General features: G+C 68.2%; 19 protein-coding genes and 3 pseudogenes. 20 read left to right on the top strand and 2 right to left on the bottom strand.

What is annotated here, in order from left to right; genetic code table 11:
* The first annotated feature begins 158 nt into the window (after positions 1 to 158).
* Both ABKF58_RS04125 and ABKF58_RS04120 read left to right on the top strand, forming a co-directional pair.
* Positions 159 to 932 carry a 3-hydroxybutyrate dehydrogenase gene (locus ABKF58_RS04125; protein WP_482583460.1) on the top strand — a complete coding sequence of 258 codons (774 nt, stop codon included), beginning with the start codon at positions 159 to 161 and terminating at the stop codon, positions 930 to 932.
* A 202-nt stretch (positions 933 to 1,134) separates the two neighbouring features.
* Complete coding sequence (locus tag ABKF58_RS04120; RefSeq protein ID WP_482583458.1) at positions 1,135 to 2,055, top strand: bestrophin family protein; 921 nt, start codon at positions 1,135 to 1,137, stop codon at positions 2,053 to 2,055.
* A gap of 147 nt (positions 2,056 to 2,202) precedes the next feature.
* Here ABKF58_RS04120 and aspA read toward each other — a convergent pair.
* A pseudogene (aspA, locus tag ABKF58_RS04115) lies at positions 2,203 to 3,607 on the bottom strand (aspartate ammonia-lyase).
* A gap of 370 nt (positions 3,608 to 3,977) precedes the next feature.
* A complete protein-coding gene (locus ABKF58_RS04110; protein WP_008954758.1) occupies positions 3,978 to 4,889 on the bottom strand; it encodes a LysR substrate-binding domain-containing protein in 912 nt (303 codons plus the stop codon).
* 143 nt (positions 4,890 to 5,032) lie between these two features.
* Here ABKF58_RS04110 and ABKF58_RS04105 point away from each other — a divergent pair, with 143 nt between their 5' ends.
* The 18 genes and pseudogenes from ABKF58_RS04105 to ABKF58_RS04020 all read left to right on the top strand — a co-directional run.
* Positions 5,033 to 5,455, top strand: a complete 423-nt coding sequence (locus ABKF58_RS04105; RefSeq protein WP_482583457.1) for a hypothetical protein — start codon at positions 5,033 to 5,035, stop codon at positions 5,453 to 5,455.
* 247 nt (positions 5,456 to 5,702) lie between these two features.
* A complete protein-coding gene (locus ABKF58_RS04100; protein ID WP_482583455.1) occupies positions 5,703 to 6,542 on the top strand; it encodes a CHASE domain-containing protein in 840 nt (279 codons plus the stop codon).
* Positions 6,539 to 7,219, top strand: a complete 681-nt coding sequence (locus tag ABKF58_RS04095) for a diguanylate cyclase domain-containing protein (RefSeq protein ID WP_482583453.1) — start codon at positions 6,539 to 6,541, stop codon at positions 7,217 to 7,219. The genes ABKF58_RS04100 and ABKF58_RS04095 overlap by 4 nt, the downstream gene beginning before the upstream one ends.
* A gap of 241 nt (positions 7,220 to 7,460) precedes the next feature.
* A complete protein-coding gene (locus ABKF58_RS04090; protein ID WP_008954761.1) occupies positions 7,461 to 7,640 on the top strand; it encodes a DUF3460 family protein in 180 nt (59 codons plus the stop codon).
* 69 nt (positions 7,641 to 7,709) lie between these two features.
* Positions 7,710 to 8,375 (top strand): class I SAM-dependent methyltransferase, encoded by a 666-nt coding sequence (locus tag ABKF58_RS04085; RefSeq protein WP_482583452.1) that lies wholly within the window; start codon positions 7,710 to 7,712, stop codon positions 8,373 to 8,375.
* A 157-nt stretch (positions 8,376 to 8,532) separates the two neighbouring features.
* Positions 8,533 to 8,901, top strand: a complete 369-nt coding sequence (locus ABKF58_RS04080; RefSeq protein ID WP_232503510.1) for a biopolymer transporter ExbD — start codon at positions 8,533 to 8,535, stop codon at positions 8,899 to 8,901.
* A gap of 638 nt (positions 8,902 to 9,539) precedes the next feature.
* Positions 9,540 to 9,848, top strand: coding sequence for an energy transducer TonB (locus ABKF58_RS04075; protein WP_482583451.1), 309 nt, complete (start codon positions 9,540 to 9,542; stop codon positions 9,846 to 9,848).
* Between the two features lie 28 nt (positions 9,849 to 9,876).
* The gene (gene tolB / locus ABKF58_RS04070; RefSeq protein WP_482583449.1) at positions 9,877 to 11,163 is read left to right on the top strand and encodes a Tol-Pal system beta propeller repeat protein TolB; all 1,287 of its coding nucleotides are present in this window, start codon (positions 9,877 to 9,879) and stop codon (positions 11,161 to 11,163) included.
* Positions 11,164 to 11,288: 125 nt separating this feature from the next.
* Positions 11,289 to 11,825: a peptidoglycan-associated lipoprotein Pal gene (pal, locus tag ABKF58_RS04065; protein WP_482583448.1), complete on the top strand. Its 537-nt coding sequence runs from the start codon at positions 11,289 to 11,291 to the stop codon at positions 11,823 to 11,825.
* A 166-nt stretch (positions 11,826 to 11,991) separates the two neighbouring features.
* A complete protein-coding gene (gene ybgF / locus ABKF58_RS04060) occupies positions 11,992 to 12,777 on the top strand; it encodes a tol-pal system protein YbgF (protein ID WP_482583447.1) in 786 nt (261 codons plus the stop codon).
* 477 nt (positions 12,778 to 13,254) lie between these two features.
* Positions 13,255 to 13,743, top strand: a complete 489-nt coding sequence (purE, locus tag ABKF58_RS04055; RefSeq protein WP_008954768.1) for a 5-(carboxyamino)imidazole ribonucleotide mutase — start codon at positions 13,255 to 13,257, stop codon at positions 13,741 to 13,743.
* A gap of 22 nt (positions 13,744 to 13,765) precedes the next feature.
* The gene (locus ABKF58_RS04050; protein ID WP_482583446.1) at positions 13,766 to 14,872 is read left to right on the top strand and encodes a 5-(carboxyamino)imidazole ribonucleotide synthase; all 1,107 of its coding nucleotides are present in this window, start codon (positions 13,766 to 13,768) and stop codon (positions 14,870 to 14,872) included.
* 56 nt (positions 14,873 to 14,928) lie between these two features.
* Entirely contained in the window at positions 14,929 to 15,807 is an 879-nt protein-coding gene (locus ABKF58_RS04045) for a phosphoribosylaminoimidazolesuccinocarboxamide synthase (RefSeq protein ID WP_008954770.1), read from the top strand.
* A gap of 267 nt (positions 15,808 to 16,074) precedes the next feature.
* On the top strand, positions 16,075 to 16,656 hold the full coding sequence (locus ABKF58_RS04040) for a GNAT family N-acetyltransferase (RefSeq protein WP_482583445.1): 582 nt from the start codon (positions 16,075 to 16,077) through the stop codon (positions 16,654 to 16,656).
* Positions 16,657 to 16,693: 37 nt separating this feature from the next.
* A complete protein-coding gene (locus tag ABKF58_RS04035; protein ID WP_482583444.1) occupies positions 16,694 to 17,620 on the top strand; it encodes a lysophospholipase in 927 nt (308 codons plus the stop codon).
* Positions 17,621 to 17,822: 202 nt separating this feature from the next.
* Positions 17,823 to 18,911: pseudogene (locus tag ABKF58_RS04030) on the top strand (MASE1 domain-containing protein); the annotation flags it as partial.
* 67 nt (positions 18,912 to 18,978) lie between these two features.
* Entirely contained in the window at positions 18,979 to 20,256 is a 1,278-nt protein-coding gene (locus ABKF58_RS04025; RefSeq protein WP_482583443.1) for a PAS domain-containing protein, read from the top strand.
* A gap of 155 nt (positions 20,257 to 20,411) precedes the next feature.
* Positions 20,412 to 21,344: pseudogene (locus tag ABKF58_RS04020) on the top strand (2,4-dienoyl-CoA reductase FMN-binding domain-containing protein); the annotation flags it as partial.
* Positions 21,345 to 21,452 lie beyond the last annotated feature (108 nt).

The following is a 21,452-nucleotide window of genomic DNA, read 5'->3' as shown; positions in this document are numbered from 1 at the left end:
GATCACCGCTGAGTCAGCGGGCTCGACCTGAGCGCAACAACAACGCGCCCGATGCTGCATCGGGCGCGTTTTTTCTTGCCTTGGCCGGCGCTGCCCTCGCTTAGCCACTGGCGCGATAGCGGCTAAGCTTGAGCCATCGCCACGAGAGGAGATCGTCCATGACCCGCACCGCCTTCATCACCGGTTCCACTTCCGGCATCGGCCTGGCCGTCGCCTGCCGTCTCGCCGCCAACGGCTGGGCCATCGGCCTGCATGGCCCGGCGACTCCCGAGCAGCGCGACGAGGCGCTGGGCATGGTGCGCCAGGCCGGCGCCGCCGACGCCGCGTTCTTCGACGGCGACCTGCGCGACCCCGCCGCGGTGCAGGGGTTGGCCGAAGCGGTGCAGCGCTGGCGTCCCGTCGACGTGCTGGTCAACAACGCCGGCATGCAGCACACCGCGAGCGTGGCGGCGATGCCGGCCGAGCTGTGGCAGGCCATCCTCGCCGTCAACCTGTCGGCCGCGTTCTTGCTGATGCAGGCGCTGCTGCCCGGCATGGCGGGGCGCGGCTGGGGGCGCGTGGTCAACATCGCCTCGGTGCACGGGCTGGTGGCGTCGGTCAACAAGGCGCCGTACGTGGCGAGCAAGTTCGGGCTGGTCGGGCTGACCAAGGTGGCGGCGCTGGAATACGCGCAGAGCGGGGTGACGGTGAACGCGATCTGCCCGGGCTGGGTGGAGACCGCGCTGATCGAGCCGCAGATCCAGGCGCGCGCGGCCGCCTTCGGCGGCGACCGTGACGCCGGCCTGAAGGCGCTGGTGCTGGACAAGCAGCCGTCCGGACGCATGAGCCAGCCATCCGACATCGGCGAGGCGGTGGCGATGCTCTGCGGCGACTGGGCGCACAACCTGACCGGGGTGGCGCTGCCGATCGACGGCGGCTGGAGCGCGCAGTAGCGGCCATCGCGCCACGTTGGCCGAAGCGCGTTGCCCTGCGTCTTCGGCCAACCTGACTGCCCCGGCCGCAAGGCTGTGGACAACTCTGTGGATGGCCTGAGGGTAAGCTGTGGAGCGGCGGTGGATGGTCAATACGACCAATGTTGCAGTGCACGAAAAGGCGATCCGGGGCTAGAATGGCGCTTTGCCCGCTGAACCCGCCATGATCGTCCGTCCTGCCTCGCCCTCCACTTTCTCCCTGTTATTTTCGATGCGCGGCTCGGTGGTGCCGGTGGTGTGGCGCCGCGTGCTGTTCACCGTCGGTGTCGCGGTGCTGGTGACGGTGGTGCACGGCACGCTGGGGCCGCTCAAGATCACCCTGACGCCGACGCCGTTTTCGCTGATCGGCCTGACCCTGGCGATCTTCCTCGGCTTTCGCAACAGCGTCAGCTACGACCGCTTCTGGGAAGCGCGCAAGCTGTGGGGCGAAGTGCTGGTGGTGACGCGCAACCTCGGCCGGCAGACCCTGACGCTGGTCGACCATCTCGAGGCGGAAGAGAAGAAAGTCCTGCTGTACCGGCTGGCGGCGTTCTCCCATGTCCTGCGCCACCAGCTGCGCGGCAGCGACCCGTCCGCCGACCTGGCCCGGCTGCTGCCGGCCGGCGAGTGCGCCGCGGTGCTGGCGCAGCCCAACCGCCCCAACATGCTGCTCGAGCGCATCGGCGCCGCCTACGCCGCGCTGGGCCGCGCGGGACGGGTGTCGCCGCAGCTGCTGGCCAACATCGACGAGCAGATTTCGCTGCTGTCGCACGCCTACGGCGGCTGCGAGCGCATCCGTCACACCCCGATCCCCTACGCCTACATCCTGCTGCTGCACCGCACCGTGCACCTCTACTGCTACCTGCTGCCGTTCGGCCTGGTGGACAGCGTCGGGGTGATGACGCCGCTGGTGGTGGGCATCGTGTCCTATACCTTCTTCGGGCTCGATACCCTGGGCGACCAGATCGAGGACCCGTTCGATACCCTGCCTAACGACCTGCCGCTCAACGCGCTGTGCCACACCATCGAAAGCAACCTGCTGATGCTGCTGAACGAGCCGCTGACCACCGCGCCGCAGCCGGACGCCAGCGGCGTGCTGCTGTAACTACCCCTGCGCGGTCTTGCGGCACCCCTCATCAGGGTCGCCGTGTTGTTCGCATCCTCCAGACAAAAAAGGGTTGCCCCGGAGGGCAACCCTGCAAGTTCTGCCATGGAGGCAGGTCGCTTCACACTCCATCCAAGGAGATGTCGGTTACAGCGTGACCCAGCGCGGTTGGGTCAGCGCGGCCGGATTGAGCACGGCGTCGAGCTGGTCGCGGCTCATCAGGCCGCGTTTCAGCACGATGTCGTAGACGCCGCCGCCGCTGGCGTGCGCTTCGGCCGCCACTTCGGTGGCCGCGGCGTAGCCGATGTAGGGGTTGAGCGCGGTGACCAGGCCGATCGAGTTTTCCACCTGGCTGCGCAGGAAGTCGCGGTTGGCGGTGATGCCCTTGACGCAGTTGTCGGACAGCGTGCGGCAGGCCTGGGTCAGGTGGTTCACGCTGCGGAACAGGCTGTAGGCGATGACCGGCTCGAAGGCGTTCAATTGCAGCTGGCCGGCTTCGGCCGCCATGGTCACGGTGAGGTCGTTGCCGATCACTTCGTAGGCGACTTGGGTCACCACTTCGGGAATCACCGGGTTGACCTTGCCCGGCATGATCGACGAGCCGGCCTCGGCGTGCCGGCAGGTTTATTTCGCCCAAGCCGGCGCGCGGGCCGGACGACAGCAGGCGCAAGTCGTTGCAGGTTTTGGAGAGCTTGACCGCGACGCGCTTGAGCACGCCCGAGAGCTGCACGAAGGCGCCGCAATCCTGGGTGGCTTCGATCAGGTTGGGCGAGGTGATCAGCTCCAGGCCGGTCAGCGCCGACAGCTGGCGGCACACCAGGGGGACGTATTCCGGGTGGGCGCAGATGCCGGTGCCGATGGCGGTGGCGCCGAGGTTGATTTCCAGCATCAGGCGCGAGGCTTCCTGCAGGCGCAGCTCGTCCTCGCCCAGCATCACCGCGTAGGTCTGGAATTCCTGGCCCAGCGTCATCGGTACCGCGTCCTGCAGCTGGGTGCGGCCCATCTTCAGCACGTCGCCGAACTCCTCGGCCTTGGCGGCGAACGATTCACGCAGCTCGGCCATCGCGGCCAGCAGCTGCTGCACGCCCCAGTAGGTGGCCAGACGCAGCGAGGTCGGGTAGACGTCGTTGGTGCTCTGGCACAGGTTGACGTGCTCGTTGGGGTGCAGGTGGCGGTACTCGCCCTTGGCGTGGCCCATCAGCTCCAGCGCGCGGTTGGCGATCACCTCGTTGGCGTTCATGTTGGTCGAGGTGCCGGCACCGCCCTGGATCACGTCCACCACGAACTGCTCGTGCAGCTTGCCGGCGCGGATTTCCTCGCAGGCGGCGACGATGGCGTCGGCGCGCGGGGCGTCCAAGAGGCCCAGCTCGCGGTTGCTCAGCGCGGCGGCCTGCTTGATGGCGGCCAGCGCCGCGATCAGGTTGACGTAGCCGGCGATGGTCTGGCCGGTGATCGGGAAGTTCTCGATGGCGCGCAGGGTATGCACGCCCCAGTAAGCATCGGCGGGTACGTCGCGGTCGCCGAGCAGGTCGTGTTCGCTACGAGTAGTCATGGGTTTTGTCGTTGTCGTGTTGTGGTAAGGGACAGGGCGCACTGTAGGCGAGGGCGGTGCCGGCTGGCCAATTCCGAATGCCGATCGCGTCATGCTTTTTTTGCATAACCTGGCCGGCGGCGGCCCGGATACTGGCGCTGGGGGATAAAGGCGCAGGGCAGGGGGTGGCCTGCCCGGGGCTTGTCGGTGAGGCGGCGGCAGTGCGCCGGATGGGTGGAGACACCATGGCCTTGTGAGCGCTGTGCTGCCTTGCTCCGCCAGTGTCGGAGCCCGTCGGCGATGGGGCGCTGCGCGTCACTCTTGCGACGCGAATCCCTGCGGACAGGTGCCGTTTGGGCAAGGTGTTGGGTTGTGGCTGGTGCGCCCGCTCTCAGATCGCCGGGTATTCGGTGGCGAGGTACTGCCAGAACGCTTCCAGCACCGGCCGGTTGCGCTTCTTGCTGCGATAGAGGCGCAGCTCCATGTCCACCCCCCAGCGCTCGTCGGCGGCCGGGGCGAGCTGGCCGTAGCGCACTTCGCGCGCCACCGCGCTTTGTGGCAGGAACGCCACGCCGTGCCCCTCCAGCACCATGTTCTTCAGCCCCTCGGCCATGTCGGTCTCGTAGCGCAGGTGCAGATGGCAGGGTTCCGGCGCATCGGCCAGGATCTGCTCGGTCATCAGCCGGAAGTAGGCGCTGGCGGCGTAGCCGAGGAAGGGCACGGGTGCGGCCGCGCTGCCGGGCAGGGCGAAGCGCGGCTGGCGCTGGCGGTCGGCGCGGGCGTAGGGGCGCAGCCGTTCCACGCCGAGCCGGAGCCCGAGGTAGCGGCCGTCCTCCAGTTCCACCGGCTGCTTGGGATGGTGGTAGCACATCAAGAGGTCGCTGCCGCCCTCGACGAAGGCCAGCAGGGCGTCGTGCACGTTGCTCGCCTGCAGCCGGCACGACAGTTGGCCGAAGCCCTGTTCCACCCGGCTCAGCCACTTGGGGAAGAACGAGAACGACAGCGTGTGGGGGACGGCGAACTCCAGCGTGTCTTCCGGCAGCGGGCGCATGCCCTGCAGCAGTGCCCGGGTGGCGTGGATCTGGTTGAGCATGGCGGCGGCGTGTTCGCGGAACACCTCGCCGGCCGGCGTGAGCCGCGTCGGGTACGAGGTGCGGTCGATCAGCTCGGTGCCGATCCAGCCTTCCAGGGCGCGGATGCGGCGCGAGAACGCCGGCTGGGTCAGGTGGCGCGCCTGTGCCGAACGGGTGAAGCTGGCGGTTTCCGCCAGCACCAGAAAATCCTCCAGCCATCGTGTTTCCATGCTCGTGCTCCAGCGTCCGGGGCGGTGGGAAAGAACGGGGTGCATGGTAGCACCGTGATGAACGATTGGTGCGCGTGGCGGTCTGTTGCCTGTTGTCCGCTTGCGCGGAGCAAGATCGTGAACCGGTTCCACAGGAGTGCGCCATGAATCCACCCCGCTTGACCCGTCTCTGCGCCGTCGTGCTGGCGCTGACGCTTGCCGCCTGCGCCACGCCCCAGACGGCGGGTGGCAAGCGTGCCGCCAGTCCGGCCCCGGCGCCCGCCGCCCAGGCCGCCGCCGTGCCACCGGCACCGAGTACCGCCCCCGCGCCGCGCCTTGCCGCGGCGGCCGACTGCATCCAGGGCGGGGCGCAGAAATGGGGTATTCCCGCCAATTACCTGACGCGGCAGACCCGCGCCGATGGCGGCATCGTGCTGACCCTGGTCAATCCGTATTCCGGCAAGCGCGGCCTGAGCATCGAGTTGACGCCGGATGGCCGCCACACCGAGGCCAATCTGGATGAAAACGGCACCGTGGTCTCGGCAAAGTGGCGCGGGCTGGTGAGCCGCTGTACCGACGGCGCCTGACCCGGCCGGGCGCGTTTTCATGACGTGCAGGCAATGTGCCTGCCTGGTCATGTCGTTGTCTTTAACGGTGCCGTTTGCGTGTTGGAAGCCGTGACGGCGCCCGGGGAGTCCGGTAGCATGTCGGCGCTCGCGGGACGGTCCGCGGCGTTCTGAACAGGGCTTCCCACGGGGAGCCCTATGGTTTTCCCGCCTGCCGTTCCCCTGTTTTCCGACTTCGCCCCGTTCTCTTGTTGGCAACACGATGAAGATGAAATGGTTGTATCCGGCTGCCTTGCTACTCTGGTTGGTGCTGTGCGCACTGATCGGGGTGGCGTTCGCCAGCCGTGCCGTTCATCAGGCCGAAAGCGAATTGGAGCGCGTCACCGGACGGCTCGCCGAGGACATCGCGCAGCGCCTGAACGCCACCGAGGCGCAGCTCGACAGTTACGCCGGCTTCTCGACCTTTGGCCAGCATCACGGGGAGCTGACCGAGCACAGCCTGCTGCTGCGCCAGTTCAAGCGCCATCGCGCGATTGTGCTGGGGCTGCGCGTGCGGCGCGTGAACGAGGACGAACGCGCCGCCTTCGAGCGTGAGTTGAGCGCCCGCCGCGGGCGCCCCGTCGCCATCCACGGCTACGACCCGGGACGCCAGCCGCCGCGCTACACGCTGGAGGGCGGCGGCTATTACCCGGTGGTATCGATGGTGCCGGCCGGCGAGTTGCCGCCACCGTTTTCGCCGGCCTTGGGCATGGACGTCAGCCGCGTCGATTTCCTCTACGACGCCCTGCGCCAGTCGCAGCGGCGCGAGCTGCCGGCGTTGTCGCGTCCATTCGCGCTGGGCGACGGCCGTCTGGGCTACCTGATCATCCGCCCCGCCGACGAGTTCGTGTTGCAGCCGGCGCCGGCGCTGTTGCCCGACCGCCAGTTCGTGGCGCTGGTGCTGCGCGTCGACGATCTGCTGCCGCGGCCCCTGAATCTCCCCCCGGGATGCGGGTGCAACTGTGGCATCAGCGCTACGGCCAGCAGGACCCGCAAGGGCGCTTCCTCGATACCGGCCGCGTGGCGCGGGGGCCATTCGAGACGCTGCTGTTTCCGAGCCTGGAGTTGAGCCGCAGCACCGGAGGTTCGACCCCGAGCCTGATGCTCAAGGTCAGCTGGCAGCTGGGCTGGGCGCAGATCGGGCTGTTCGAGTGGCTGGTCATGGCGCTGTTGGCGCTGGTGCTGCTGGCGGTGCTGTTGTTCGGCGTCAACAACCTGCTGCGCTGCCATGTCGACCGGGTCGCGCGTGAGCAGGAGCTGTTCCATCTCGCCAACCACGACGCCCTGACCGGGCTGGCCAACCGCAACCTGTTCGAGGACCGGTTGCAGCACGCCATCCGCCGGGTACGGCGCAACGGCAAGCGTCTGGCGCTGCTGCTGCTCGACATGGACCGCTTCAAGCCGGTCAACGATACCTACGGCCACGCTGCCGGCGACCGTGTGCTGCAGCTGATCGCGGCGCGTCTCAACGAGGTGCTGCGCGGCGAGGACACCGTGGCGCGGCTGGGCGGGGACGAGTTCGTGGTGCTGCTCGAGGACGTCGACGCCGATGCCGACGTGGCGCAGGTGCTCGAACGGCTGCAGCTGGCCCTGCAGGAACCGTACGACATCGACGGCGGCACGGTGACGCTGGGCGTCAGCATCGGCACCGCGTTTTATCCGGACGACGGCGACGCGATCGAGGGGCTGCTCGCGGTGGCGGACCGCACCATGTACAGCGCCAAGCAACGGGCGGCGGAGCGTTAGCGCTGCCAACGAGCGGCGCCGGCGCCCGCTCCCGCAGGCTGACGAGCTCAGGCCGGCTGCGTGCCGCCGGCGCACAGAGTCGGCATGGGTGCCTGAGGATGTCGCTTCGCTGCGCCGCGCTCTCCGCCGCCGGCCGTCGGCGCTCACGATGGGAAGGCGTAGCCGCCTATATGGAACAGACACTTATCCACAGGCCGGTTTTTGCAGTACAATGCCCGCCAACGATCCGAGGAAAGCCCGCATGTACCAGTCCGAATTCACCGATTTCATGACCCAATTTCTCGATAAGAACCCGCAAGTGGACAGCGAGCGCCGCGAGCTGCGCCTGACCTGGTGGGACCGCAAGGTCGATCTCGACGACCAGCGCCGCTGGAAAGAGGCGCGTGTGCCGCAGAAGCCCTACGTCTACCAGCCGGAGTGAGCCTGTCCCGGTCGTTCCCCGCTACGCCCGTGTTCACGGGCGTTTTGCCGTCTAGATGCCGTTCCTGACATGACCAGCCGCACCGTACCACTCGATACGCCCCTGCACGACTACCTGATGGAGATCGGCGTCACCGAACACCCGGTGATGGCCGAGCTGCGCGCCTTCACCGCCGGCCATCGCCTGGCCAAGATGCAGATCGCCCCGGAGCAGGGCCAGTTCATGGCCTGGCTGGCGCAGCTGATCGGCGCGCGGCGCTACCTGGAGATCGGGGTGTTCACCGGCTACAGCGCGCTGGCGGTGGCGCTGGCGATGCCGGACGACGGCGAGGTGGTGGCTTGCGACGTCAGCGACACCTTCACCGCCATCGCCCGCGAGTACTGGCAGAAGGCCGGCGTGGCCGGGCGCATCCGGCTGGTGCTGCAGCCGGCGTTGGCGACGCTGGAGGCGCTGTTGGCCGAAGGCCGCGCCGGCAGCTTCGATCTGGCCTTCATCGACGCCGACAAGCCGGCCTACCCGGACTACTTCGAGACGTGCCTGAAGCTGGTGCGGCCGGGCGGGGTGATCGCCATCGACAACATCTTCCTCAGCGGCCGCGTGGTTTCACCGCGCCCGGAAGACCCGCCCGGGGTGCACATCATGCACGCCTTCAACGCCGGCCTGAAGCACGACCCCCGCATCCGGCTCGCGGTACTGCCGGTGGGCGACGGCCTGACGCTGGCCACCCGCTTGTAATGCCGATCGGCTCCCCGGCTGAACTTTCCGCCGTGCGGGCCGGTCTTTACCGTTTCTGTCATCAAACCCCTGCGGCCGCGATGGTATCATCCGGCCTGACGCCGTTATTCGCTACGCTGCCATGCTCAATCGACGCCCCCGCCGCCAGATGAACCAGATGAACGTCGTGCCTTACATCGACGTGATGCTGGTATTGCTGGTGATTTTCATGGTCACCACGCCGCTGTTCACCCCCGGCGTGATCGACGTGCCGAGCGTGTCGCACGCCGCCGCGCTCAACGAGCAGCCGCTGGAGGTGATCGTCGAGGCCGACAAAACGATGCAGCTCAAGGCCGACGGCAAGGAAACGCCGTTGGCCGGCAAGGACGAGCTGATCGCGCGCTTGCACGAACTCAACGCCACCGAGCGCCCGGTCGCCATCACCGCCGACCGCGACCTGAAGTACGCCGAGGTGGTGGAGATCGCCGACGACCTGCACAAGGCCGGCATCAAGCGTGTGGCGCTGACGGTGAAACAGGGCAAATGATCGCCGTGGCCGAACAACGCAATTCACCGTGGCCGGTCGTCCTGTCGCTGCTGCTGCACGCCACGGTGGTGTTGCTGCTGGTGCTGGGCGGACTGAGTTCGAACGACAAGCCGCAAGACGCCCCGGTCGCCGTCGAACTGTGGAGTAGCGCGCCGCCGCCTCCGCCGCAGGCGCCGAGCGTGGCTGTGCCGCAACCTGCGCCCCGCCCGCAGCCGGCACCCCCAAGGTCGCGCCGGCGCCGGTCGAGCCGCCGCGCGCCGAGGTCAATCTCGGCGAGAAACGCAAGCCGCTGCCGCCGGTGAAGAAGCCGGAACCCAAGCCGGAGCCGAAACCCGCACCGAAGCCGGAACCGAAACCCGAACCGAAGCGCGAAGCCAAGCCGGAGGTGGTGAAGCAGGCCAAGCCGCAGCCGGCAGCCAAGCCGGTCGAGAAGGCACCGCCCGTGAAAACCGCCAAGGCCGACAGCGTGCCCGACAAGCATGCCGAGAAGAAGGCGGCGGCGCTGCCGCCGGGCAAGGGCAGCAAGGCGGCGCCGCGCTACAACCCGGAAGCCGACGACCTGCTGGCCGATCTTGGCAGCAGCAACACCACCAGGAAGGGCAACGCGCGCAGCGACCGAGGCCGGTCAGAAAACCGGCGTGGTCGGCGGTTCGGCCAACGGCACGTCGCTGAACCTGGACGGCTACGCCAGCAAGGTCCAGGCCAAGGTGAAGCCGCTGGTGCAGGTTCCGCCCGAGCTGTCGGGCAACCCCAAGGCGGTGGTGCAGGTGACGTTGCTGCCGTCGCTGGAGGTACGCGCGGTGCGCCTGCTGGCGTCGAGCGGCAACTCCGCCTACGACGAGGCGGTGCAGCGTGCGATCTGGGAGGCCAAGGTCTTCCCGTCGCTGCCGGCCGGCGCCAGCTTTACCGATTTCCGCCAGCTCAAGCTGGAATTCCGCCCCCATTGAGACCCCCATCGCACCACTGAGGAAGCCGATGCCCATCGTCAAAACGCTGATCCGAGCAATGTTGCTGCTGTGCCCGGCTGCCGCCGGCGCCGCCCGCGCCGACATGACCATCGAGATCGTCGGCGGCGGCGCCAACCGCCACGCCATCGCCGTGCTGCCGTTCCAGAACGAAACCACGCAGGTGCGCGAGGCGCTGACCCCGATCATCCGCAACGATCTCTTGCTCACCGGCGCGTTCCGCATGGTCGACCCGGCCAGCGCCGCCAACCCGGCGTTCGAGCCGGCGCAGATCAACTACCCGGCGTGGCGCGGCGCCGGTGCCCAGTCGCTCGCCATCGGCAAGGTCGAGGCGGCGGGCGGCCAGGTGAAGATCAGCTTCCGGTTGTTCGACGCCGCCCAGCAGAAGCAGCTGACCTCGGGCGAATTCACCGTGACGCCGGAGCGCTCGCGCGAAGTGGCGCACACCATCGCCGACATGATCTACGAGGCGATCACCGGGCAGAAGGGCATCTTCAACACTCGCATCAGCTACGTGCTCAAGTCCGGCCGCGACTACCTGCTGCAGGTGGCCGACATGGACGGCCGCGGCGCCCAGACCGTCCTGCGCTCCAAGGAACCGATCATCTCGCCGGCGTGGAGCCCTGACGGCGGCAAGATCGCCTACGTCTCGTTCGAGGCCAAGAAGCCGGTGGTGTGGGTGCAGAACCTCGTCACCGGCCAGCGCCGCATCGTCGCCAATTTCAAGGGCAGCAACTCCGCGCCGGCGTGGAGTCCGGACGGGCGTCAGCTCGCCGTGGTGCTGACCACCAGCGGCACCTCGCAGATTTACGTGATCGACGCCAACGGCGGCGGCGCGCGCCGCGTCACGCACAGCAACGCCATCGATACCGAGCCGGCATGGAGTCCGGACGGCAGCCAGCTCTACTTCGTCTCCGACCGCGCCGGCGGCCCGCAGATCTACGTGCAGCCGGTGGCCGGCGGCAGCGCGCGCCGCCTGAGCTGGGACGGCAGCTACAACGTCTCGCCCAAGGTGTCGCCGGACGGCCGCACCCTGAGCTACATCCGCCGCCAGGGTGGCCAGTTCCGCGTCGTGGTGCAGGACCTCGCCAGCGGCGACAACCGCGTGCTGTCGAGCGGCGCCTACAACGAGCGGCCGAGCTTCGCCCCGAACAGCCGCATGGTGCTGTTCGCCAGCGACGAGGGGGGCCGGAGCGTGCTGTACGCAGCCACCCCGGACGGCAGCAGCAAGGTGCGCCTCGCCGTGATCAACGGCGACGTGCAGGACCCGGCGTGGGGGCCGTTCAACCGTCCCTGAGGATTTTTTCCGGATATCGCGATGACGGGGGAACCCTGAACGGTTTTCCCTGTCCGCTATCAGTTAGCGGATTGCCTGTTGCGCAGTCGCTTGCCCACTTTGACCAATACCTTAGGAGTCATTGCATGAACCTGAAACACCTGCTGATCGGTACCGCCACCGTCGCCCTGCTGGCCGCCTGCTCCAGCACCAAGCCTCTGGAGACTGCCGCCCCGACCGAGAACGGCAGCGCCGGCGCCGGTCAGAGCGCCACCCTGCCGGCCGACACCGGTGCCGCCGGCCAGGGCTCCGTGGCTGTCGACCCGCTGAAGGATCCGAACAGCCCGCTGTCCAAGCGCAGCGTGTACTTCGACTTCGACTCCTCCGCCGTCAAGCAGAGCGAACAGCAGACCGTGGCCAACCACGCCGAGTACCTGAAGTCGCACCCGGCCCGCAAGGTGGTGATCCAGGGCAACACCGACGCGCGCGGCAGCCGCGAGTACAACCTGGGCCTGGGCCAGCGTCGCGCCGAGAGCGTGAAGAACGCCATGCAGGTTATCGGCGTCAAGGAAAACCAGCTGGAAGCCGTCAGCTTCGGCAAGGAAAAACCGAAGGCGACCGGCAACACCGAGGCCGATTACGCGCAGAACCGTCGCGCCGACATCGCCTACGACGGCGAGTAACCGCCTATATTCAGCTGGCGGGCGAGCCCTGGCGGCCTGAGTGTCGCCGCGGCGCGCAACAGGCGATGGCCTGGCCGTCATACTGGAATGGGTGCCACGTTGCTCCCCCCGGGCCGTTCCGGATGACGTATCCTGAGCGGCCCGATTGCCTTCAAGGAACACGATCATGAAACGGCTTGCCCTCGGTGCGCTGTTGCTGACCCTGCTGGCTGGCTGCGCCACCACCACCGAGCTGGACGACACCCGCAGCCGCCTGGAAGATACCCGGCGCCAGCTCGACCAGATCAATCGCCAGGCCAACACCCGCCTGACCGACGTCGAAACCAAGCTGTCCAACGACAAGCTGCTGGCGATGATCAGCGAGCTGGAAAGCCTCAAGGCCGAGCAGGCGCGCCTGCGCGGCGAGCTGGAAGTGCAGGGCTACAACCTGCAGAACACGCAGAAGCGCCAGAACGATCTCTACGCCGACCTGGACGCCCGCCTCGCCAAGCTGGAAGGCGGCGCACCGGCCTCGTCGGCCTCGCCGGCTTCGTCGGGCGCTACCGACGGCGCCGCGCCGAGCTCATCGGCGCCAGCGGCGACGCCGGCCAGCTCCGACTACGACAAGGCCATCGCCCTGCTGCGTAACCGCGACTTCCCGCACGCCACCGAGGCCTTGAAGCGCTTCATCGACCAGAACCCCGGCGCAGTGGAGGCGGTCGACGCCATGTACTGGCTCGGCGTCGCGCACGCCGCGCAGCGCCAGTACGATGCCGCTATCGACATCCATCGCCGTTTCGTCGAGCGCAATCCGAATCATCCCAAGGCCCCCGACGCCTTGCGCAACATCGCCAATTGTCAGCGCGACCTGGGCCAGGTCGACGTGGCCAAGGCGACCCTGCACCGCCTGATCAAGCTCTATCCGAAGAGCGCCGCGGCGGTGAAGGCCAAGGAGCAGCTCAAGCAGATGTGAGAGAGCTTGTGATTACGTTCACAAGTTCCGAGAATCGGCCCACAAATCTCCTGTATGCCTATGAGGTCAGGGCTCGTGTCCGCTGCGCGGACGATGTTTCGGGTGCGGTGCTGACCGCTGGCAGGCAAGGGGGCTGCGTCGCCAGCCCCCTTGCAACCCCAGTCGACCCCGACGGCCCGTGAATTCCCGCATGGTCCGGATGGGGCAAGGTGCCGCCGAACTCCATGCGTGCCAATCCATCGCTGGGCCGATCGGAGATTTGCTCAGCGGACGCATTTGCTAACGTCAAATCGCTCAAACCAGCGGCGGCTTAAAACCTTGCCCCATCCAGCCCAAGCGGCACGGGCCAACGGGGAGTGGGACGAGTCGCTTCGGTCTTGGCTTCTGTCGTTTCATTTGAATGCGAGAAAAGGTTCCGGCCTGACGCGGCATTCGGGTAAAATCCCGTTTTTTCCATACCTTACAGGCTCTTCCGCCATGATCGAAGTCGGTATCGTGATGGGTAGCAACAGCGACTGGGACGTCATGCAGAACGCCGCCCGCGTTCTCAAGGACTTTGGCGTCGCGTTCGAAACCCGCGTCGTCTCCGCCCACCGCACTCCTGACCTGCTGTTCGACTACGCCGCCAGCGCCGAAGCGCGCGGGCTCAAGGCGATCATCGCCGGCGCCGGCGGCGCCGCCCACCTGCCGGGCATGCTGGCCGCCAAGACCCACGTCCCGGTGCTGGGCGTGCCGGTGCCGTCCAAGTACCTGCGCGGCGAGGATTCGCTGCTGTCCATCGTGCAGATGCCCAAGGGCATCCCGGTGGCCACCTTCGCCATCGGCGAAGCGGGGGCCGCCAACGCCGCGCTGTTCGCGGTGGCGATGCTGGCCAATGCCGTGCCGGAACTGGCCGCGAAGCTGAAGGCCTTCCGCAAGAAGCAGGAAGACACCGTGCTGGCGATGACGCTGCCGGAGGTCGAATAATGGCGGCGATTCTCCCCCGGCGATGCTGGGCATTCTCGGCGGCGGCCAGCTGGGCAGCATGTTCACCGTGGCGGCCAAGACCATGGGCTACCGCGTGACCGTGCTCGACCCGGACGCCAGCGCCCCGGCGGCGCGCTTCGCCGACGTGCATTTGTGTGCGCCGTACAACGATCCGGACGCGCTGAAGACCTTGGGCGAAACCTGCGCCGCCGTCACCACCGAGTTCGAGAACGTCAACGCCGACGCCATGCGCACGCTGGCGCAGAAGACCCGCGTGTCGCCGTCCGGCGACTGCGTGGCGATCGCGCAGGACCGCATCGTCGAGAAGGGCTGGATCAACAAGGCCGGGCTGCCGACCGCGCCGTATCTCGCGATCGAGTCGGTCGAGGAGATCCAGGTCGATCTGACCCCGTACCTGCCCGGCATCCTCAAGACCGCGCGTCTGGGCTACGACGGTAAGGGCCAGGTGCGTGTGCAGACCGCCGACGAGGCGCGCGCCGCCTACGCCGACCTGGGCGGCCAGGCCTGCGTGCTGGAAAAGATGCTCGACCTCCAGCTCGAGGTCTCGGCCATCGTCACCCGCACCTCGCCGGCGCAGGTGGCGGTGTTTCCGGTAGCGGAGAACCGTCACGCCGGGGGCATCCTCGACGTCTCCATCGTGCCGGCGCGCATCGCGCCGGAACTGGCGGCGCAGGCGCAGGACATGGCCAAGAAGTTGGCCGAAGCGCTCGATTACGTCGGCGTGCTGGCGGTGGAGTTCTTCGTGCTCGCCGACGACACGCTGGTGGTCAACGAGATCGCGCCGCGCCCGCACAACTCCGGCCACTATACGCTGGATGCCTGCCTCACCGACCAGTTCCAGCAGCAGGTGCGCGCCATGTGCGATCTGCTGCCGGGCCGCACCGACCTGCTGAGTCCGGCGGTGATGGTCAACCTGCTGGGCGACAGCTGGCGCGAGGACGGCGGCGAGCCCAACTGGGCGGTGCTGGCCGAGGCGCCCAACGTCCATCTGCACCTCTATGGCAAGCAGCAGGCGCGTGCCGGCCGCAAGATGGGCCACTACACCGTGCTGTCGGCCAGCGCCGACGCCGCGCTGGAGCAGGCCGAGGCGCTCAAGGACACGCTGTAATCATCGGATTTCGGGCGCCCCGCCACGGGCGCCCGGCTTGTTTTCAAGGAAGCAACATGACCGGCATCACCACCACCAACCTCACCAGCCTGAAGAAGATCTACTCGGGCAAGGTGCGCGACCTGTACCAGATCGACGACAAGCGCATGCTGATGATCGCCACCGATCGCCTGTCGGCGTTCGACGTGATTCTCGACGACCCGATCCCGGGCAAGGGCCAGATCCTCACCGCCATCTCCAACTTCTGGTTCGAACGCCTCAAGGACCTGGTGCCCAACCACCTCACCGGCGATAAGCCGGAGGACGTGGTGAGCGCGGAAGACCTGCCGCAGGTGGAAGGCCGCGCCGTGGTGGCCAAGCGCCTGAAGGCGGTGCCGATCGAGGCGGTGGTGCGCGGCTACCTGGCCGGCTCCGGCTGGAAGGAATACCAGCAGTCCGGCACCGTGTGCGGCATCAAGCTGCCGGAGGGCCTCAAGGAAGCCAGCCAGCTGCCGGAACCGATCTTCACCCCGTCGACCAAGGCCGCCGTCGGCGACCACGACGAGAACATCAGCTACGAGCGCTGCGTCGAGATCATCGGCGCCGAGCTGGCCGAGAAGGTGCGCGACACCGCGATCACGCTGTACAAGGCGGCCGCGTTCTACGCCGCCACCCGTGGCATCATCATCTGCGACACCAAGTTCGAGTTCGGCCTGGACGAGGACGGCACGCTGACGCTGATGGACGAGGCGCTGACGCCGGATTCCAGCCGCTTCTGGCCGGCCGACAGCTACGTCGCCGGCAGCAACCCGCCGTCGTTCGACAAGCAGTTCGTGCGCGACTGGCTGGAAGCGTCCGGCTGGAACAAGCAGGCCCCGGCCCCGGCGGTGCCGCTGGACGTGCGCGAGAAGACCGCGGACAAGTACCGCGAGGCGCTGGAACGTCTGACGCGCTGAATCTACTGCATTAGGCGGCTACGCCTGCGGATCTTGAGCGCCGGCGGACTGCAGGCGATGCGGAATCCTCATGGACGACGTGTCCATTCCGGTCCCCGTGTTCCGGCGGCACTCAAGCTGCTTTGGCTCGCCAGCCTACTGCAGCAGATTTCCCCTTGGTGCCGAGTACTTTATGCCCCGCCAACCCGCCTCCCGGCGGGTTTTTTCATGGCTGCCAACGCGAGCCCTCTGTCATACTGGTGCGTGCCGCTTTCCGACGGAAACCCGATGACCGTGCTGCAACCCACCCTGTCCACCGCCCGCCTCTTGTTGATCCCGGCCGACCCCTCGTGGGCGCTGGCGCTGCTCGACTACCAGCACCGCAACCGCGAGCATCTGGCGCGCTGGGAGCCGCGTGGCGGAGACATGTTCTACAGCGAGCTGTACTGGACCATGCGCCTGCGCCAGCGCTGCCGTGACTGGCAGGACGGGCGCGGCGCGGCGTTCCTGCTGGTGCGCGAAAGCACGCCAGGGCGGGTAGCCGGCACCGTGACCCTGTCCAATATCGTGCGCGGCAGCTTCCAGGCCTGTCACCTCGGGTACAACCTGGACCAGGCTGAGCAGGGGCGCGGGCTGATGCACGAGGCGCTGCGGGCGGTCATCGCCTGTGCGTTCGAGACGCTGCAGCTGCACCGCATCCAGGCCAATTACCAGCCGGACAATGTGCGCAGCGCGGCGGTGCTGCGCCGCCTCGGCTTCGTCGTCGAGGGCCACGCCAAGGACTACCTGTTTCTCGACGGCGCCTGGCGCGATCACGTGCTGACGGCGCTGACCAACCCCGATTTCGACCCGGCGCGCATGCTGGCCTGAGCCGGCGGCGCGCCTTTGCCGTTCTGGAGCCCGGACGATGCAAGCCTTTACCCTCGACGCCGCCGACGGCGAAACGATCCGTGGCTGGTGTTGGCTGCCCGCCGCGGCGCCGCGTGCGGTGGTGCTGATCGTGCACGGCATGGGAGAGCACGCGGCCCGTTACAGGCGCTTTGCCGACAGCTTGGCCGAAGCCGGTTACGCGGTGTACGCGCACGATCAGCGCGGCCATGGCGAGCGGCCGCGGCGGCGCGGCTGGTTCGCCGCTGAACAGGGCTGGAACAAGGTGGTGGACGACGTCGATACGGTGCGCGCCCACGCCGCGGCGCGGCACCCCGGGGTGCCGCTGCTGCTGTTCGGCCACAGCATGGGCAGTTTCGTGTCGCGCGCCTACCTGCTGCGTCACGGCCAGGGCTTGGCCGGGCTGGTGCTGTCGGCCACCGGCTACCGCCAGGCCTGGCTGGCGCGGCTGATGCGCCGCGTCGCCGGCCTGGCGGGCCGGCTGGGGGGACGGCTGCAGCCGAACGCCTTCATGAGCCGGCTGGTGTTCGGCAGTTTCAACCTGTCGTTTCTGCCGGCGCGTACCGCGGTGGACTGGTTGAGCCGCGATGCGGCCGAGGTCGATCGCTACCTGGCCGATCCCTTGTGCGGCTTTCACTTTACCCCGGCGCTGTGGCAGGACCTGTTCGGCGGCATCATCGCGCTGGAGGCCGGCGAGCAGCGCGGCCGCAACCTGCCGCGTTGCCCGGTGCTGCTGATGACCGGCAGCCGCGATCCGGTCAGCCTGGGGCACTGGGCGCTGCGGCAGCTGGCGCGCCGCTACCGTCGCGCCGGGCTCGACGACATCACGCTGCGGGTCTACCCCGGCGGGCGTCACGAGATGCTCAACGAAACCAATCGCGAGGCGGTGACCGCCGACATCCTGGCCTGGATGGAGCGTGTCGGCGTGGCCGGACGGACCGGCTAGCGCGCCCGCGGGGCGGCTTGGTGTTCTCGTTCCGTCTCATCTATTCTTCATAATAGCTGCCGGGTATGCCGGTATTCATCATCACGCCCACCCTGGCACCGCCTGCTCCCGGCCGTGCGGGTTCGCGTGCGCCGGGAGAGTCGACTTGTCTACGCTGTCGCCACCCTCCGTTTCCACCTTTGTTCCGCTCCCGCGCCGGGGCATGGGGCTGTGTGCGCTGGCGATGGGGCTGGCCAGCCTGGCCCTGGCCTGGCTCGGCATCTGGCTGCTGCGCGGGCCGGGCGACGTGGCCGCGATCTGGCTGGTCAACGGTTTTGCCATGGCGGTGCTGGCGCGGGCTCCGGCGACCGCGCGTCTGCCCTTGGCGCTGGCCTTTCTCGTCGGGGTGGGGCTGGCCAATGTGCTGGCCGACAACACGCCGCTGCTGGCGTTCGGGCTGGGCCTCGCCAACTTGGCCGAGGTGGCGCTGGGGGCGCTGTTGCTGCGGCTCATCCATCATGGCGAACCCTTCCTGTCGTCGCTGCGCCTGACGGCGCTGAGCCTGCTGGCGGTCGGTCCGTGCGCCGCCGTGGTGGGGGCCAGTGCCGGCGCGCTGGTGGTGGCGCTGGAGCTGGGCGTGCCGTTTGGCACCATCTGGCCGAGCTGGTGGTTCGCCGACGGCATGGGCGCACTGGTGCTGGTGCCCTTGCTGCTGCTGAGCGACCGCTCGCGCTGGCGCCAACTGCTGGCTCCGACGAAATGGCTGCGCGTGCTGCCGCTGGCGCTGCTGGTGGCGCTGACCTGCTACGTGGGCGTGCGCTACCTGCCGTACCCGTTCATCTTCGCCGAGATTCCGCTGATCGCCAGCGCCATGCTGCTGGGCCTGTTCCCCGCGACCCTCCTGACCCTGCTCGCGGCGGCGCTGATCGTGGCCGCCACGCTGGATGCCCCGGAGATGGTGCTGGCCGGCTTGCAACGCTGGGGCCCGGCCGGGTTCAACCTGCCGCTGGCGGTGACGGTGTCGCTGCCGGTGATGGTGGGGGCGCTGATGGATGCGCTGGAGCGTCAGCAGACGGCGCTCGAGCTCAGCCGCAAGGAACTCAGCGACACCATGCAGGCGGCGGCGATCGGCATGGCGCTGGTGTCGACCAGCGGCCACTGGATCAAGGTCAACCCGGCGTTGTGCCAGCTGTTGGGCTACCGCGAGGAGGAATTGCTGCCGCTGACGTTCCAGGACGTCACCCATCCCGACGACCTGGAGCTGGACCTGGCCAACGTCCACGCGCTGCTGGAGGGGCGCGCCGACACCTATCGCATGGAAAAGCGCTACCTGCGCCAGGACGGCCGGGAATTGTGGGCGCAGCTGGCGGTGTTCTATCGTGCGCGACCGCGATGGGCGGCCGCTTTACTTCGTGGCCCAGGTGGAGGACATCGACCAGCTGAAGCGGGCCCAGGAAGCGCTGCGCGAGAGCGAGGCGCGCTGGAACTTCGCGCTGTCCGGCAGCGGCCAGGGGGTGTGGGACTGGGATCTGGTGAGCGGCACGGTGTTCTTTTCCGATACCTGGAAGAGCATGCTGGGCTATGCCCCGGGAGAGATCGGCCAGGATATCGAGGAGTGGTGGTCGCGCATCCACCCGCAGGACGAGGAATGGGTACGCGTGGTGCTGCAGCGCATCGCGCAGGGGCGCGATAGCCGTTACGCCATCGAGTACCGCCTGCTCGACAAGCGCCACAACGCCCTGTGGATCCACGACCGCGGCGTGGTGATCGAGCGCGACGCCGCCGGCCAGCCGCGGCGGCTGATCGGCACCCACACCGACATCAGCGCCAGGAAGCGCGACGAGGCCGAGCGCCGACGCCAGAGCGAGCGCATGGCGTTGGCGGTGGCGGCGGCGCGGGTGGGCATCTGGGAGTGGCACATCGGCAGCAACACCTTGATCTGGGACGAGCGCATGTACGAGTTGTACGGGCGCCAGCCCGGCGACGGCGATCCGCCGCTGGAGTACTGGTACAACAGCCTGCACCCGGACGACAGCGAGCGGGCGCTGCAGGAAGTGGTGCTGGCGCAACAAGGCAAGAAGCCGCTCGATACCGAGTTTCGCGCGCTGTGGCCGGACGGACAGGTGCGCCACATCCGCGCCCTGGCGACGGTGCGCTGCGACGAGTACGGCGTGCCGGTGGCGATGACCGGCACCAACTGGGACATCACCGAGCAGCGCCGGCTGGCCGATGCCCTGGCCGAGGAGAAGGAGCTGTGGCGCGTCACGCTGCACTCCATCGGCGACGCCGTGATCGCCACCGATACCACGCTCGTGATCAATTACATGAACCCGGTGGCGGAGCGGCTGACCGGCTGGCGCCAGGCCGAGGCGCGGGGGTGGCCGCTGAGCACGGTGTTGGTGCTGCGCGATCAGGCCAGCGGCCAGCCGCTGGCCGACCCGGTGGAAGCCTGCCTGCACCAGGGCCAGCCGGTGTTTCTCCAGCCCGGCGCGGTCCTGATCGGCCGCGATGGCCGGGCGGTGCCGGTGCTCGATTCGGCCGCCCCGGTGCGGGCCGGCAACGGCAGCGTCATCGGCGCCGTGCTGGTGTTGCAAGACCTGCGCGACCTGCCTCCTTCGCGGCCCGGCGCCATCCCCCCGCCGCCGCCCGCCCGCTGAGGCGCCCCCCGCCGTCGCGCCATCCCTCTCGGTCATTTGCCCCTGGCGCAGCAAGCCCGGTCAGGTGCTGGTTTGACAACTTACTTACTAGTAAGTATTGTCGTGGCACAGGCTAACACGATAAAAAACCGCCACACCAACACGAGGAATTTCCCATGACGGCTTACCCGCGGCTCTTGGCCCCGCTCGATCTCGGCTTCACCACGCTGAAGAACCGTGTGCTGATGGGTTCGATGCACACCGGACTGGAAGAGGCGCCGCAAGGCTTCGAGAAGATGGCCGCGTTCTACGCCGAACGGGCGCGCGGCGGGGTCGGGCTGATCGTCACCGGCGGCGTCGGCCCCAACCCGGAAGGCTGCGTGGCCGAAGGGGCGGCGATGCTGGCGCATGAAGCCGAGGTGCCGCAGCACCGCCTGGTGACCGAGGCGGTGCACGCCGAGGGTGGCAAGATCTGCCTGCAGATCCTGCATTCCGGCCGCTACAGCTTCCAGGAGCAGTGCGTGTCGGCCTCGCCGCTGATCGCGCCGATCAATTTCTACAAGCCGCGCGAGCTCTCAGAAGACGACATCTGGCGCACCATCGCCGACTTCGCACGCTGTGCCCGTCTGGCGCAGCAGGCCGGCTACGACGGCGTCGAGGTGATGGGCTCGGAAGGCTATCTGATCAACCAGTTCATCGCCCGTGCCACCAACCAGCGCAGCGATGGCTGGGGCGGCAGCTTCGACAACCGCATCCGCTTCGCCATCGAGACCGTCAAGGCGGTGCGCGCCGCCACCGGCCCCAACTTCATCATCATTTACCGCCTGTCGATGCTGGACCTGGTGCAGGACGGCAGCACCTGGGACGAGGTGGTGCAGCTCGCCAAGGCGATCGAAAAGGCGGGGGCCACGCTCATCAACACCGGCATAGGCTGGCACGAGGCGCGCGTGCCGACCATCGCCACCATGGTGCCGCGTGGCGGCTTCGCCTGGGTGACCAAAAGGCTGATGGGGCAGGTCGGCATCCCGCTGATCACCACCAACCGCATCAACACCCCGGAGGTGGCGGAAGAGATCCTCGCCAGCGGCTGCGCCGACATGGTGTCGATGGCGCGGCCGTTCCTGGCTGACCCGGAGTTCGTCAACAAGGCGGCGGCGGGGCGGGGCGACGAGATCAACACCTGTATCGGCTGCAACCAGGCCTGTCTCGACCACATC

Source organism: Pseudogulbenkiania sp. AW2-16 (genome assembly GCF_056824575.1).
The sequence above is the reverse complement of the archived record's forward strand: the minus strand, read 5'-3'. Positions and strand labels throughout refer to the sequence as shown.

What these genes read in the sequence shown, in the direction of transcription:
- ABKF58_RS04105 (WP_482583457.1), top strand. Translation starts at nt 5,033, where the DNA reads ATGAATCCACCCCGCTTGACCCGTCTCTGCGCCGTCGTGCTGGCGCTG.
- ABKF58_RS04090 (WP_008954761.1), top strand. Translation starts at nt 7,461, where the DNA reads ATGTACCAGTCCGAATTCACCGATTTCATGACCCAATTTCTCGATAAG.
- ABKF58_RS04045 (WP_008954770.1), top strand. Translation starts at nt 14,929, where the DNA reads ATGACCGGCATCACCACCACCAACCTCACCAGCCTGAAGAAGATCTAC.
- ABKF58_RS04035 (WP_482583444.1), top strand. Translation starts at nt 16,694, where the DNA reads ATGCAAGCCTTTACCCTCGACGCCGCCGACGGCGAAACGATCCGTGGC.
- ABKF58_RS04080 (WP_232503510.1), top strand. Translation starts at nt 8,533, where the DNA reads ATGAACGTCGTGCCTTACATCGACGTGATGCTGGTATTGCTGGTGATT.
- ABKF58_RS04085 (WP_482583452.1), top strand. Translation starts at nt 7,710, where the DNA reads ATGACCAGCCGCACCGTACCACTCGATACGCCCCTGCACGACTACCTG.
- pal (WP_482583448.1), top strand. Translation starts at nt 11,289, where the DNA reads ATGAACCTGAAACACCTGCTGATCGGTACCGCCACCGTCGCCCTGCTG.
- tolB (WP_482583449.1), top strand. Translation starts at nt 9,877, where the DNA reads ATGCCCATCGTCAAAACGCTGATCCGAGCAATGTTGCTGCTGTGCCCG.
- ybgF (WP_482583447.1), top strand. Translation starts at nt 11,992, where the DNA reads ATGAAACGGCTTGCCCTCGGTGCGCTGTTGCTGACCCTGCTGGCTGGC.
- ABKF58_RS04040 (WP_482583445.1), top strand. Translation starts at nt 16,075, where the DNA reads ATGACCGTGCTGCAACCCACCCTGTCCACCGCCCGCCTCTTGTTGATC.
- ABKF58_RS04100 (WP_482583455.1), top strand. Translation starts at nt 5,703, where the DNA reads ATGAAATGGTTGTATCCGGCTGCCTTGCTACTCTGGTTGGTGCTGTGC.
- purE (WP_008954768.1), top strand. Translation starts at nt 13,255, where the DNA reads ATGATCGAAGTCGGTATCGTGATGGGTAGCAACAGCGACTGGGACGTC.
- ABKF58_RS04120 (WP_482583458.1), top strand. Translation starts at nt 1,135, where the DNA reads ATGATCGTCCGTCCTGCCTCGCCCTCCACTTTCTCCCTGTTATTTTCG.
- ABKF58_RS04125 (WP_482583460.1), top strand. Translation starts at nt 159, where the DNA reads ATGACCCGCACCGCCTTCATCACCGGTTCCACTTCCGGCATCGGCCTG.
- ABKF58_RS04050 (WP_482583446.1), top strand. Translation starts at nt 13,766, where the DNA reads ATGCTGGGCATTCTCGGCGGCGGCCAGCTGGGCAGCATGTTCACCGTG.
- ABKF58_RS04110 (WP_008954758.1), bottom strand. Translation starts at nt 4,889, where the DNA reads ATGGAAACACGATGGCTGGAGGATTTTCTGGTGCTGGCGGAAACCGCC.